General features: G+C 37.9%; 14 protein-coding genes. 6 read left to right on the top strand and 8 right to left on the bottom strand.

Going from position 1 to position 13529, the window contains the following annotated elements; genetic code table 11:
* Window positions 1-98 precede the first annotated feature (98 nt).
* From AABJ51_RS00175 to hisS, 3 genes are all read left to right on the top strand, one after another.
* A complete protein-coding gene (locus AABJ51_RS00175) occupies window positions 99-1457 on the top strand; it encodes an NAD(P)-dependent oxidoreductase (RefSeq protein ID WP_338373889.1) in 1359 nt (452 codons plus the stop codon).
* On the top strand, window positions 1450-2109 hold the full coding sequence (locus tag AABJ51_RS00170) for an NAD(P)H-binding protein (protein WP_338373888.1): 660 nt from the start codon (window positions 1450-1452) through the stop codon (window positions 2107-2109). Before AABJ51_RS00175 ends, AABJ51_RS00170 begins: the two co-directional genes overlap by 8 nt.
* Window positions 2110-2252: 143 nt before the next feature.
* Window positions 2253-3614 carry a histidine--tRNA ligase gene (gene hisS, locus AABJ51_RS00165; protein ID WP_026626241.1) on the top strand — a complete coding sequence of 454 codons (1362 nt, stop codon included), beginning with the start codon at window positions 2253-2255 and terminating at the stop codon, window positions 3612-3614.
* On the opposite strand, the gene AABJ51_RS00160 is transcribed toward hisS, so the two are convergent.
* The 7 genes from AABJ51_RS00160 to AABJ51_RS00130 all read right to left on the bottom strand — a co-directional run bounded on the left by AABJ51_RS00160 (window position 3595) and on the right by AABJ51_RS00130 (window position 8009).
* Window positions 3595-4065 (bottom strand): LysM peptidoglycan-binding domain-containing protein, encoded by a 471-nt coding sequence (locus AABJ51_RS00160; RefSeq protein WP_026626242.1) that lies wholly within the window; start codon window positions 4063-4065, stop codon window positions 3595-3597. The genes hisS and AABJ51_RS00160 overlap by 20 nt on opposite strands.
* Before the next feature lie 137 nt (window positions 4066-4202).
* Entirely contained in the window at window positions 4203-5078 is an 876-nt protein-coding gene (locus AABJ51_RS00155) for a LysM peptidoglycan-binding domain-containing protein (protein ID WP_338373887.1), read from the bottom strand.
* Window positions 5071-5319: an HU family DNA-binding protein gene (locus tag AABJ51_RS00150; protein WP_026626244.1), complete on the bottom strand. Its 249-nt coding sequence runs from the start codon at window positions 5317-5319 to the stop codon at window positions 5071-5073. Before AABJ51_RS00150 ends, AABJ51_RS00155 begins: the two co-directional genes overlap by 8 nt.
* A gap of 16 nt (window positions 5320-5335) precedes the next feature.
* The gene (locus tag AABJ51_RS00145; RefSeq protein WP_026626245.1) at window positions 5336-5617 is read right to left on the bottom strand and encodes a hypothetical protein; all 282 of its coding nucleotides are present in this window, start codon (window positions 5615-5617) and stop codon (window positions 5336-5338) included.
* Between the two features lie 194 nt (window positions 5618-5811).
* A complete protein-coding gene (locus tag AABJ51_RS00140) occupies window positions 5812-6666 on the bottom strand; it encodes a phosphoribosyltransferase family protein (protein ID WP_338373886.1) in 855 nt (284 codons plus the stop codon).
* Window positions 6644-7318, bottom strand: a complete 675-nt coding sequence (locus AABJ51_RS00135) for an HAD family hydrolase (RefSeq protein ID WP_338373885.1) — start codon at window positions 7316-7318, stop codon at window positions 6644-6646. The genes AABJ51_RS00140 and AABJ51_RS00135 overlap by 23 nt, the downstream gene beginning before the upstream one ends.
* Before the next feature lie 244 nt (window positions 7319-7562).
* Window positions 7563-8009 (bottom strand): DUF937 domain-containing protein, encoded by a 447-nt coding sequence (locus tag AABJ51_RS00130; RefSeq protein ID WP_338373884.1) that lies wholly within the window; start codon window positions 8007-8009, stop codon window positions 7563-7565.
* A gap of 193 nt (window positions 8010-8202) precedes the next feature.
* Here AABJ51_RS00130 and AABJ51_RS00125 point away from each other — a divergent pair, with 193 nt between their 5' ends.
* Genes AABJ51_RS00125 through AABJ51_RS00115 form a run of 3 tightly spaced genes read left to right on the top strand, consistent with a single transcriptional unit; the run spans window position 8203 to window position 12341 of the window.
* Window positions 8203-10668 (top strand): endonuclease MutS2, encoded by a 2466-nt coding sequence (locus AABJ51_RS00125; RefSeq protein WP_338373883.1) that lies wholly within the window; start codon window positions 8203-8205, stop codon window positions 10666-10668.
* A 38-nt stretch (window positions 10669-10706) separates the two neighbouring features.
* A complete protein-coding gene (locus tag AABJ51_RS00120; protein WP_338373882.1) occupies window positions 10707-11912 on the top strand; it encodes an AAA family ATPase in 1206 nt (401 codons plus the stop codon).
* 3 nt (window positions 11913-11915) lie between these two features.
* The gene (locus tag AABJ51_RS00115) at window positions 11916-12341 is read left to right on the top strand and encodes a hypothetical protein (RefSeq protein WP_321577226.1); all 426 of its coding nucleotides are present in this window, start codon (window positions 11916-11918) and stop codon (window positions 12339-12341) included.
* Here the strand turns inward: AABJ51_RS00115 and AABJ51_RS00110 are convergent.
* A complete protein-coding gene (locus tag AABJ51_RS00110) occupies window positions 12334-13473 on the bottom strand; it encodes an endonuclease/exonuclease/phosphatase family protein (protein WP_338373881.1) in 1140 nt (379 codons plus the stop codon). The two genes, AABJ51_RS00115 and AABJ51_RS00110, sit on opposite strands and share 8 nt — an antisense overlap.
* Window positions 13474-13529: the final 56 nt, after the last annotated feature.

Raw genomic sequence — 13529 nt, 5'->3', positions numbered from 1 at the left:
TTTATAGGGGATATTTATTGTCTATCTACAATTTTGATAAGTTCATATTGCAAAATTACATATCTTTGTAAACTTGAACAAGAATTATCAACACATCAATGGAAGTGAATCAGGATCAACAAAAAGGAACATTAGCTGCACTAGCCGAATTACACGTCGGTTATACAATGAAAGAAGCAATAGATGAAGCAAAACGCTGCCTCAATTGCAAGAATCCTCTCTGCGTTCAGGGATGTCCCATCGATCATAAAATACCGGAATGGATACATCAGCTATCTAAAGGAAACATAGGCGGTGCAATGGAGTTACTGAACGAGAAAAGTAACCTGCCTGCTATTTGCGGACGTGTCTGTCCTCACGAGAAACAATGCGAAGGACACTGCATCCTCAACAAAAAGGGTAACCCTATACGAGTAGGAAAACTCGAACGTTTTATTGCCGACTTCGACAGTGAAATGGGGTTAACGAAAGAGCGCCTGAAGCCAAAAACCAGAGGTAAAGTTGCAGTGATAGGTTCGGGACCTGCCGGACTGACTGTTGCCGGAGACCTTGCTCGGGATGGCTTTAATGTGACTGTTTTCGAAAGCCAGAAAGAACCCGGTGGTGTACTCTTATATGGCATACCGGAGTATCGCCTGCCAAATGAAATTACACGTCGTGAAGTTAAAAAGATAGAAGCTCTGGGCGTTACATTCCGTAATAGCTGTATTGTAGGCGAAAGTATCACTGTAGATGCCATGTTCAGCGATGAAAATTTCGATGCTGTCTTTATAGGCTCAGGAACAGCTCTTCCGCAATCACTTAAAATAACAGGCGACAACTTATACGGTGTTGCTCAATCTGCTTATTTCCTCCGGATGGTCAGTTTATTCGCCAGTGATGATATTCCAAGAACCGATGTACCCCTTAAGGCAAAAGAGAAGGTAGCTGTAATCGGAGCGGGAAATGTAGCTATGGACACTGCACGTACAGCCTTACGGATGGGGGCAGAAAGTGTAACTCTCATATATCGCCGGAAAGAAGAAGATATGCCTGCCCTAAGATCCGAGTTTCTGGAAGCTCAGAAAGAAGGGGTACAATTCCTGTGGGAAGCTAATACTCAGGAACTGATAGGCGAAGAGGTTAACGGTAAACAAAAACTGGTCAGAATGCGTATTGCGACTCCCGATGGAGAAATAACCATCCCTATGGACAGGGTATATATGGCTGTCGGCTCTAAGCCTGCTAACCGTATCGTATCTACGTCATTGGGAATAGAAGTTAATGACAAAGGCTATATCACAACATCCGAACACCCTTACGGCATGACTACCAGAAGGGGAGTTTTTGCAGGTGGAGATGTCGTGCATACCCCTCAAACTGTAGTGCTTGCCATGCGGGAAGCCAAGAAAGTGGCTGTTGGTATTGCACAGTATGTTGATGCCATGAAACTATTAGGTGTGAAAAATTATGACTGAAAACAACAAAACCGCAATATTGTTGGGAGCCTCCGGATTAGTCGGAGGCTTTCTGCTCGATATGCTTCTCGACTGCGGAACATACAATCATGTACTGATCTTTGTGCGTAAACCTCTGGGTAAAGAACATCCTATACTTACCGAATATGTTATTGACTTTGACAACCTTCAAAGTTACAAAGACTTGGTAAAAGGAGATGACCTCTTTTGCTGCTTAGGTACAACCATAAAGAAAGCAGGTTCTCAGGCAGCCTTTCGTAAAGTAGATTATGAATACCCTATCACTTTCGCAGAGATAGCCAAAGAGAATGGAATAAAGCAGTACCTGATAATTACCGCTATTGGTGCAAATGCTCAATCTTCGGTGTTCTATACCAGAACCAAAGGCGAGTGCGAAAACTCAATCAAGGCATTGTTACCATCGGTAAAGATATTCCGTCCGTCATTACTCACTGGCAACAGGAAAGAGTTTAGGTTAGGTGAAAAGCTATCGACTTATGTCATGAAGGCTTTCTCATTCTTCATGACTGGCAAATGGAAGAAATATCGTCCTGTAGAATGCCGGCAGGTAGCCAAAGCTATGTTATGCTCGGCAAATCAAGAGTCAGCGGGAGTTTCGATATTCGAATCCGATCAGATACAAGCCTTTTAAGGTCACAGACCTTTTTATTTACTTTGCAAGTATAAAAAGAACAGCCTATTATTACTTAATACACATCATTAAATACTTTCTATTCCTTACTTAGCACAATTTACTTACCTTTGTACTTGCTAAAAATTAAGAATAATAATACGATGCAGAAACCTTCAATTGTAAAAGGCACCCGAGACTTTTCTCCCGAAGAAATGGCTAAACGCAATTATATCTTCGACACAATCAGGAGTGTATATAAACTGTTTGGATACAAGCAGATAGAAACTCCCTCGATGGAAAACCTTTCAACCCTTATGGGTAAGTATGGTGAAGAAGGAGACAAATTACTGTTCAAAATACTGAACTCAGGAGACTGTTTAGCAGGATTTACGGACGAAGAGCTATTGCAAAAGAACTCGGTATCGTTTGCCGCCAAAGCGTGCGAAAAAGGACTGAGATATGATCTTACCGTACCTTTTGCCCGTTACGTGGTTATGCACCGCAATGAAATATCCTTTCCATTCAAACGATATCAAATACAACCTGTATGGAGAGCAGACCGACCTCAGAAAGGACGTTACAGAGAATTCTTCCAGTGCGATGCTGATGTTGTAGGCTCCGATTCGTTATTGAATGAAGTTGAACTGATTCAGATCATAGACGAAGTATTCAGCAGACTCAATGTCAGAGTATGCACAAAACTCAACAACAGAAAGATATTGTCGGGCATAGCTGAAATTATCGGAGCACCCGAAAAGGTAGTCGATATAACTGTTGCCATAGACAAATTAGATAAAATAGGACTGGAGAAAGTAAATGAAGAACTCCTATCTAAAGACTTGTCACAGGAGGCTATAGACAAACTGCAGCCGATAATTCTGCTAGAAGGCAGTAATTCACAAAAGCTCCAGACTCTGAAAACAAGTCTGGCTGCATCAGAAATCGGACTGAAAGGAGTTGAGGAGTTAGAGTTTATTCTGGCTAAAACCGAATTGATAAACTTAAAATCTGAGCTAGAATTAGATTTGACTCTGGCACGAGGATTAAATTACTACACAGGTGCGATTATAGAAGTAAAAGCTTTGGACGTACAAATCGGAAGTATCACAGGAGGTGGTAGATATGATAACCTGACCGGGATTTTTGGACTACCCGGTGTATCAGGCGTAGGTATATCTTTTGGAGCAGACCGAATATTTGATGTTTTGAACCAACTGGATTTGTATCCTAAAGATTCGGTATTGGGAACCCGAGTTTTGTTTGTAAACTTCGGTGAAGCCGAATCGGATTATATATTACCTATCATCAGCCGTTTCAGGCAGGAAGGTATCTCATCTGAGATCTATCCTGAATCCACCAAAATGAAAAAGCAAATGTCCTATGCCGATTCTAATAATATACCTTATGTGGCAATAATAGGCGAAGACGAGAAAAACTCACATATGATTATGCTGAAGAATATGCAGACAGGGACTCAGGAGTTATTGAGTGCCGACGAATGTATTAATACACTTCGTTACTGACAGGCTTGCTAAGTATACTATCCGCTAGTTGCTTAGCCCGCTCGATACACTTCGTATCATCAATACTCTGAGATTTAGAAGACAGGCGTGGTATTCTTAATACTACGTCTTTCTTTATATCCAAAGGATTCGATATAACCTCTTTATTCTCAAGGTATATATATGGCCATAATGCGTCGTTATTATAAAAATCACGAGCAACATCATTGATACTTACATCTTTGTTATAAATGACTATTACCTGATATTTTATGCTGTCGGTATTTTCAAGTAATGTATATTGCGGTCCACCGGCCTCTCCGGTCAAAGGTGCAGGAATATATCCTTGAGGCGATTCCTTTTCCAGCTTCTCTATATAATAATATCCCGCTCCTAAAGCAGCTAAAACAAAAATCAGTATATACAGATGCTTTAAATTTGACTTTTTCTTTGATGATCTGGATTTACTCATATATCTCTATAGTTCTTAAGCTCTAATAATAATTGGTATTATACAAAAGACTTATCCTCTGTACCGATTCAGCAAATTAAAGACAACTGAAGATTATATCCAAATAATACTATATGAAATACCGGACGGAAGACTATTTATTTTTCAACTAAGATAATATCTTTGGCTAAACTTTTAACCGAATTTTGTACAGTTCCATCATGAAGACCAGCTAAATCTACTGATATACGAGGTATTCTAATCTTTGTTCCTCCACGTACGACCATCAGTTTATTAACAGCATCTTTATTTGCCATAAAAATATAAGGCCAGTAAGCGTCATCCCCATAATACATTCGGGATATGTATTGAATAGAAACGTCCACCTGCGGCACTATCACCTTATTGAAAGCGAGTGTATCAGGATTTACCAGTTCCCTGAACCCGGTTTCCCTTAACACCTTTTCATCTGGCTTATCAGACGCACCTGATATCGCAATGTAACCGATACTAAACAACAATAGAATGGCCAAAGCTATGATGCATGTCTTTATCAGATTCATCTTGCGGTTAGCGATGTATGTATAATCTTGCTGAGGTACACCTTTCTCTTTGGGTATATATGATCCGGGAGGTAAAGGAATATTGGCATCCTGAGGATACTTATCTTCAAAAGTTTCGAATAGTTCACTCGCCGGCTTATCATTATAGTCTTCCGAATCAAAACTTATATTTTCAGAAGAACTTTTGTCCGATAAATTCGCGTTATTATCTGACTCAGCATACACTCCCGATAGGTCTATTTCTTCACTTATCCGGTCATTACTGCCCAGATACAGAACACGCTTTTTATTTCCACTTTTTATAACGCGGAACAAGCCCAGCCCCTCTAATTTTATAAAGGAATTCGAAATCAGTTCTTTCTCTATCTCGGTGAATAGCTGCTGTATAAAAGCATCTGCTGAAACCCGGCTGCACCGAGTCCGATCAACTACGATTTCGCTTAGTTTGTTTTGATCCGTTTGCTTACTCATCTTGCTTATTTACACAATCATTTAGCCTGTCGTTCGAAGTAAAAAGACTCACAGATGCATTATCTGTTTTCTTTTTCCAGAAAGATCCAAAATCCGGAATATCGACAACCTCTCCCTCTTCCGTTAAATCATATATCCCGGAAAGTGCAGCAATGTACAGGTTCCGGACTTCTTTTTCGGTTAGAGAGATCCCTTGTGCTTCCAGATTCTGTTGAATAGATTGGCACAATTTATCATCCATGATATGTTAACTTTATTTATCTGCTTGACAAGAAGTTTATTTCTTTCTCTATAAATGCGACATCCTCTGTATCAATACGTTCCAAAATACTATTTAATACCTCAACTGTAGGATTCAGATAATTTACATAATACTCGTCATATGTCTCGTCCATCAACCCTTCATTATCATGCAGGTTTTGAACAGCATTTTTATAATTTCGGGCAACATTAGACATGTCTTCTCTGAAGACTTCAAGAGTTTCTTTCAGTCGGATGAGTAGCTCTTTTTGATAAGTATACGAAGTTCTACTAGCCATTTTACTAATTTACTTTGAGTTGTTCTTAATATGAATATTTAATATACCAAATGCAAAAATAAAAATAAAATGACACAAACCCGAATATCCGACAATTAATTTTAGTTTTATTTACTATACCGTTATTTCTGAGAATTAATTATTTAACTGATTATTAACTCTCTACTCTACCCCTCAATACGTTATCCTGTATTTTATAATATACACTGAACATGTGTTAATTTTTTCAGCTGATCCAAGTTACACAAATACTGTTCAAATTTAAAGTATTCGTTTCCGATGGAATTATAATACAGCTCCGAGATAAAAGCCTGAGACTGACGGCAAATAAACTCATTAAACTTTTCGGGAGAAGCATTTAATATATATTTTACAACCCGTGTGTTAAACACGAATTCTTCTTCTTTTATAATCCGGTCAATATCTCTAAGCTCTGAAATACAATAGTTGTTTAGAAAATTCTCGAATTTAGGAGAGATCGATTTATTTACTAGCTCCGCAAAATAAAGCATGTAAGAATCATTCTCTATATGATATTCATTCAGCATCTTCAAGATAATCCGTTCATGCGTTCCTGTGATTTTTATATCATCCAGAAAAAGTAATATCTTGTTTTCGAGAAAGGTTTTATCTATATGAAATTTATCACCGCTAATAAGATTATATCTATCCTGTGCCGACATTTCGCCATAATCTTCACGATAAGTAACAGACCTGTCTATCTTTGTTTCCTGTACAACCGGATATCCGTTTTCATAGAGATAAACATTCAGCTTTCGCACAAAATATTTCATCATAAAATACGAGGCAGTAGGAATATACGAGTAAGCACTCGGCACAACTACAATCTGCCGTCCGTCATATGTTCTGGAAAAACATTCACTGATAAATCGGTCTGCTAAATCTTCCCCGAATTTTCGGGCTATATTTGCCGCCCCGTGTTTAAACTTAGAATAATCGTCCGGAGAAAATCCGAATACTTTTTCATCTTCGATAAGGAATCCGCTGTAGTGAATAAGCCTTCCCTTATAATTTTCGTCTAATGTCATTTAGTGTATAGTTGTCGTCTGTTATCAATAAGGCGTCAAAACCAAAGCTTTTAGCCCCCATATAGTCTGCTTTTGGATTATCTCCGATATGTAATATTTCATTTTTAGCGACAGATGCCTGCTTGTGAACCACTTCGAAAAAATGTGAAGATGGCTTTGATGCATTGATCTCATCCGAGAAGACAAGAAAATCAAAGCAATTCAGAATCCCCATTTGATCAAGTACAGGTCTTAGAATATCCCCTTCAACAAAACCTGTATTACTTGAAAGATTCAAGGTGTAGCCGTTTTCTTTCAGGTTAAACAGAATATCCTTAATACTATCATTAAGAAAAACAGGACTGTATTTTATAAATAGTTCATCTGACCTTTTACGAAGATCAACTGCCCTCTCTTCAGTAACAACTTCTGTTTGGGGCAATACTTTCTGCAATACTTTGCAATACATCTTATTCGCCGATAATTTTTGCCCGCTAATCATATTTTTACGGTCGAATATTTTGTCTACTTTTCTTACAAAAGCATCGATTTCGAGAGCATTACAGTCCTTCAGTTTGAACATGTCAATTATTAATTGAGCTCTCTTCAATTTAAATTCGGGATGAGATTGTATCAACGTCATCCATAAGTCAAAAGAAATATGCTTTATCATGATAAAGGTCTCAGACCTATTTATTGCTCTGGTTAGTAAAATAACCAGAACCAGTTATAAACCAAAAGTATATCATAGAATACTTTCATTATCAAACAAAAATAAGAATTTATACGGATAGGCTATCAATTCGATAATTCTTTTAAGTAATTATAGGAATTTAAATACTCACTTCTTTTCACGACAAAAGCTGTAAAAGGACATTATCCCTATTACAGCTTTACCTTAAAAAAATACCGTTTTGTTACTTCTTTCCTCCAAATAAACTACCTAAGGCATCGAAGATACCTCCGCCCTTACCTCCGCTAAAGGCTTGCACCAGAGATTCGATACTAAATCCCGAATCGTTAGGATCATTTGTCTTTTTAGAGAACAATCCTATAACCGCAGGTATCACTGCAGAAGCAATACTATTTGCGACATCTTTGCTCAAGCCTACCTTTTCACTGAGTGCCGATACTACCGAAGTCTGTAAACTCGAACTTATCCCTTGAGTGTCAGACACCCCACCTGAAAAAAGATTGGTTATGGCGGATAAATTATCCGGTGTGAAATGTTCTTTTAAACCATCAACTATAGATGAAGTAGTAGCGTTAACCGCTGCATCTTTCTTATCGGCAGGTACTCCGGCGTTTCCGCTAATTGCTCCCAGAGCCTGTTCCTTTACAAGATTAATAATATTATCTAACATAAATCCCTATAATAATAGTTTATACTTTCTCTTAAAACGTTTGCTGTATATTTTTGTTCAACATAATATTTAGCGTATAAATCATTTTCGGAATTTTCATCGACAAGTTTTCACTCTTCATTATTTACCTATTGTTTACTATCTTTGCAGCCTTAAAGGTCTGAGACCCTAACAATTTTAGATTTAACATAACGTGATATATCCGAGTAATTTCGAACATAAAATAGGTTTCGACAAGATACGCAGTCTTATAACCGATAGATGCCTTAGTCCGCTGGGAATAGAAAAAACGGAAGAGATGGGCTTCTCTGCAGATTATGAGACCGTGCAAAGCTTGCTGTCGCAAACCGAAGAATTTATACGCATCATACAGGAAGAAGATGATTTTCCTGTAAATCATTTTTTCGATGTCCGGCCAGCCTTAAAGAACATTCGCGTAGAAGGTACATGGCTCGACGAAAGTGCAGTATTCGATCTGCGCCGTTCGTTGCAAACAATTAAAGATATAGTAAGTTTTCTTCGGAAAGAAGATCAGGAGAATACTCCCTACCCTCACTTGCAGATATTGGCAGGTGATGTATTGGTATTTCCTCAACTACTAAACAAGATAGATTCGATCCTGGATAAATACGGACGTATCAAAGACAATGCATCCGTAGAGCTGAACCGTATCCGCAAAGAGATGTCACAGGTGGCGGGCAGTATATCCCGTACTCTGAACAGCATACTGCGTGCGGCTCAATCCGAAGGGCTGGTCGAAAAAGACGTATCGCCAACCATGCGTGACGGACGGTTGGTAATACCTGTCGCTCCTGCATTTAAGCGAAAACTGAAAGGTATAGTACATGACGAATCCGCTACAGGTAAAACAGTTTTTATTGAGCCTGCCGAAGTTGTGGAAGCCAACAACAGAGTAAGGGAACTCGAAAGTGAAGAACGCCGGGAGATTGTAAAGATACTGATCGCTTTCACCAATGAGGTTCGCCCTTTCACTCCCGATATTTTACAGTCCTACAATTTCCTTGCATGGATAGACTTTATCCGTGCGAAAGCCAGACTCTCTATAGAAATAGGAGCCATACGTCCTATCGTAGAAAACAAACAGGAAATAGGCTGGAACAGAGCCAAACATCCCCTACTCTATCTGTCTCATAAGAAACAAGGTAAATCAATCGTACCTCTTGATATATGGCTGGACGAAGAAAACCGTTTATTGATCATCTCCGGACCTAATGCCGGAGGTAAGTCTGTCTGTCTGAAAACAGTAGGGTTACTTCAATACATGGTGCAGTGCGGTTTACCCATACCGTTGGATGAAAGTTCGAGGGTAGGCATTTTCGGTAAAATATTTATTGATATCGGTGATGAACAATCAATAGAGAATGATCTGAGTACATATAGTTCTCACCTGACCAACATGAAATATTTTGTCCGCAACTGCGATAATAAAACAATCCTTCTTATTGATGAATTCGGAGGAGGAACCGAACCCCAGATCGGAGGAGCTATCGCCGAATCGCTATTAAAACGATTCAACGAAAAAGGTTCATTTGGAGTTATTACAACCCACTATCAGAACTTGAAACATTTTGCCAATGAGCATAAAGGGGTCATCAATGGAGCTATGCTATACGACCGGCACATTATGCAGCCACTGTTTACCTTGTCTATCGGTAATCCTGGAAGTTCATTCGCAATAGAAATTGCCCGAAAAATAGGTTTACCGGAAGATGTCATAGCCGATGCTTCGGAGATAGTAGGCAGCGATTATATCAACATGGATAAATACCTGCAGGATATTGTTCGGGACAAGCGTTACTGGGAATCGAAAAGAAACAATGTACGCATTCAGGAAAAGAAACTCGAAGACATTACTTCCCGTTACGAGCATAACCTCACAGATATAGAAAAGCAACGCAAAGAGATCATTAAGCAGGCAAAAGAAGAAGCACAAAGGCTTCTTTCGGACGCTAATGCCAAAATTGAGAATACAATAAGGGAAATCAAAGAGGCTCAGGCCGAAAAAGAAAAGACCAAAGATATACGCAAAGGTCTGGCTGCTTTTAAAGAACGTATCGAATCGGCTGATCATGCTATTGATGACAAAATAGCCCGCAAGATACAGAAGTTACAGGATAAGGAAAAGAGTAAGAAAGATAAGACGAAACCTGCTAAAGAGTATAAAAAAGAAATCATTGAAGTAGGTGACAATGTAAGAATGAAGGGACAAACATCTGCAGGAGAGGTTCTGGATATACAAGGAAAGAATGCTGTTGTAGCCTTCGGTATGATAAAATCGACTGTAAAATTCGAGACTCTTGAGAAAGTGAGCAAGAATCAATTGAAACGTGATGCACAAAAGAGCACTTTTATCAGTTCGCAAACGAGTGATATGGTATATGAGAAAAAACTCAATTTCAAGCAGGATATTGATGTTCGGGGAATGCGGGGAGACGAAGCCCTTCAGGCTGTCATGTACTTTATAGATGATGCTATACAAGTTGGAATATCACGTGTCCGCATTCTGCACGGAACAGGTACAGGAGCTTTACGCCAGATTATCAGAGATTATCTTCGGACAGTCAATGGTGTTGCACATTATCAGGACGAGCACGTACAGTTCGGAGGTGCAGGTATTACTGTCGTGGATTTTGAATAATTATTTTTATCTTTGATAAAACAGAATAAGCGTAGTATATGATTAAGGAAAAATTAATTATAAAGAATTTTGCAGGGTTTGATCATATTGAGATTGATTTAAAACCTATAAATATATTTATCGGACCACAAGCTGCCGGTAAAAGTGTTATTATTAAATTGGTTTATTTTTTTAAATCCTTAATTTATGAATACACTACTTATTCGGAAAACATTGACATATTAAAAGGCAATGGGTTCTCTTTTTTAGTGTCTCGGGACTTTAAAGAATATTTTCCACCTGATTCATGGAGTCATAAAACATTTAAAATAGTATTTTTTTCAGATTATAACGGTAAAGAGATCTTTATCGAGCTAAAACGAAAAGAGCATTCTAATAATATAGAAGTTAAAACGCCTCCTTTATTGATGGAAATGCTACTTAGTTTTCAAAAAAATACTATTCAGAAGAAATATCCTAAAATATTTTCCTCTGAGTTATATAATGAAAACCAATCTGACTATTACAAGCAAGCATTTATACCTGCTGGAAGAAGTTTCTTTTCGACCATTCAAAACAGTATCTTTACCCTATTGCGTAAAAACCAAACTATAGATCCATTTCTAATTGAATTTGGATCAAATTATGAAAACGCAAAATTTCATAAGTGTTCTCTCTTTTATAAAGAACGTATTTCTCTTGAGAATATCTCAGAACTAATTCTTCATGGGAAATACAAAAGAGAAAATAATCTTGATTACCTTATTCACTCAGATGGAAGAAAAGTTAATCTAATGAATGCTTCTTCGGGACAACAAGAAACGTTACCTTTAATATTATTCTTGTTATATATTTTAAATGAAGAGATACCAACTACACTTTATATAGAAGAACCCGAAGCACACCTATACCCTGATGCTCAGAAAAAAATAGTACAATTACTCGCTCAAGTATATAATACTCAAAATAAACAATTGTTTATCACAACCCATAGTCCTTATATCTTAGCATCATTTAATAACCTAATAGAAGCAGGAAATATAATCAAGACAAAGCCCGGTTCGGCAGATAAAGTTTATAAGATTATACCCAAAGAAGAAGTCTTATCTATTGACGATCTTATTGCTTATTCGATTAAAGACGGAAAAAAGGAAATATTATTAGACAAAGAAAACAACCTTATATCTCAAAATATCCTTGATGACGTTTCGAACGATATAAGCAAAGAGTTTAATGCACTTCTTGATATAGAATTTGGAGAATAAGCTATGGAAGAAATAAAGGCTCATTGCTCTACGACAGTAACCGATTCTCTGATAAAATGTGAAGAAAATAGAAGTAAGATTATTTTCGAAAACACAGCCAGAAAAGAAATAAAAAAGATAATTGTCGATGGTTGCCAAATTACAGACAATACACCTAAGTGTGACAACCTGTTAATAGATACTACAACTGATATTGAATATTTTGTAGAGTTGAAAGGTCATGATATCCCTCACGCTTTGAGACAAATAGAAGCAACTATGACAAGACTTAGCAAGTCCTTAAAAAAGCAAGATAAGTTTTGCTTCATAATAAGTGTCCGGTGCCCTCTATCCGGAGCAGATATACAACAAAAACAAAAGGAATATCGGGCTAAATACAATGCGACGTTAATTATCAAAAATTCACCTCATAAACATCCTATCATTTAAAGCTGATCCAAGCCCATATAGGGTAATGATCTGAATATTTGACTGTACCCACTGTGCAATTATAGGCTTGCAGATTAAGACTGTGCATGATGTAGTCAATACGAAAGAAGAATCCATCCTGATGATATGTGATCCCGACTCCCGATCCGGTATATTTATACGCATCAAGGAAGTTCCCCTTGATCTTCTCGTAAGCATAGGAAATAGGAGGTTCGTTAAAGTCACCGCAAATAATCATAGCGTCGGTTTTTCCTCTCTGCTGTCGTATACAGTCAGCTATAATATTGGCTTGTACCGCACGCGTTTTAAAGGCCGGATCAAGATGACTACGGATGCTTTGAGTAACAGCCCCCAATTTATCACGCCGTTGATTTACAACCAGCTCTTTATATAATTCCTTGTCTTCCGCTGTTAGACGGTTCGACTCGAGATGATTATTAACTATAGTTATATACTTCTTTCCTATCTTTATCTCATACATTGCCGAACCGTTAAAAGCACTTTCAATCGGTACACGGGCAACCCTTTCTATCGGATATTTCGAATAACATGCCAACCCATACATTGTAGAGCTGATTGTATCTCCCAGCCTGATGATAGTACGATATGGATATTTTTCCATAATATCGTCAAACTCCTGAAGGGATATTATCTTTTCCTTGTCCTTTTTTATATCAACAGCAAACTCCTGCATACAGACAATATCTGCTCCACTGTTGGCTATATATGATAAAATGGGATTTTCGCGTGCGTCATCCCCTACCAACCAATCAAAACCACGAACATTATAAGACATTATTTTGAAAGCCTTATCCGGTATATTCTCCACCGGCGAATTCATCGGCACATACGTATCGATAGATGTCCAGCAAAATGCCAAAGCTATTATTTGAAGGAGAGCAAACTTCCATTTAAGGAAAATAGCCCATAATATAAGATAAGCAAAATTAGCAAGTAGTAATATAGGGAAACCTAATCCCAAATAAGATATAAAAACAAAATCCAACGGTGACACGCTCTGTGCATAAGTAGACAAAACAAGGAGAATCATCAGCACAATATTTATCGACCAAATGGTGTACTTTAATCCTCGTCCGACATGTATAGCCAGATGTTTACCCTTAATTTTCATATACACTAATACCTTAATACTCTTGTATTAACAACCGAAATACAATAAAGTGTTCA

Origin of the sequence: Indolivaga capnocytophagoides, from assembly GCF_036511535.1 — a bacterium.
Taxonomy (GTDB): Bacteria; Bacteroidota; Bacteroidia; order Bacteroidales; family Dysgonomonadaceae; genus Dysgonomonas_A; species Dysgonomonas_A capnocytophagoides.
This window is presented reverse-complemented; position numbering and strand designations above follow the sequence as displayed.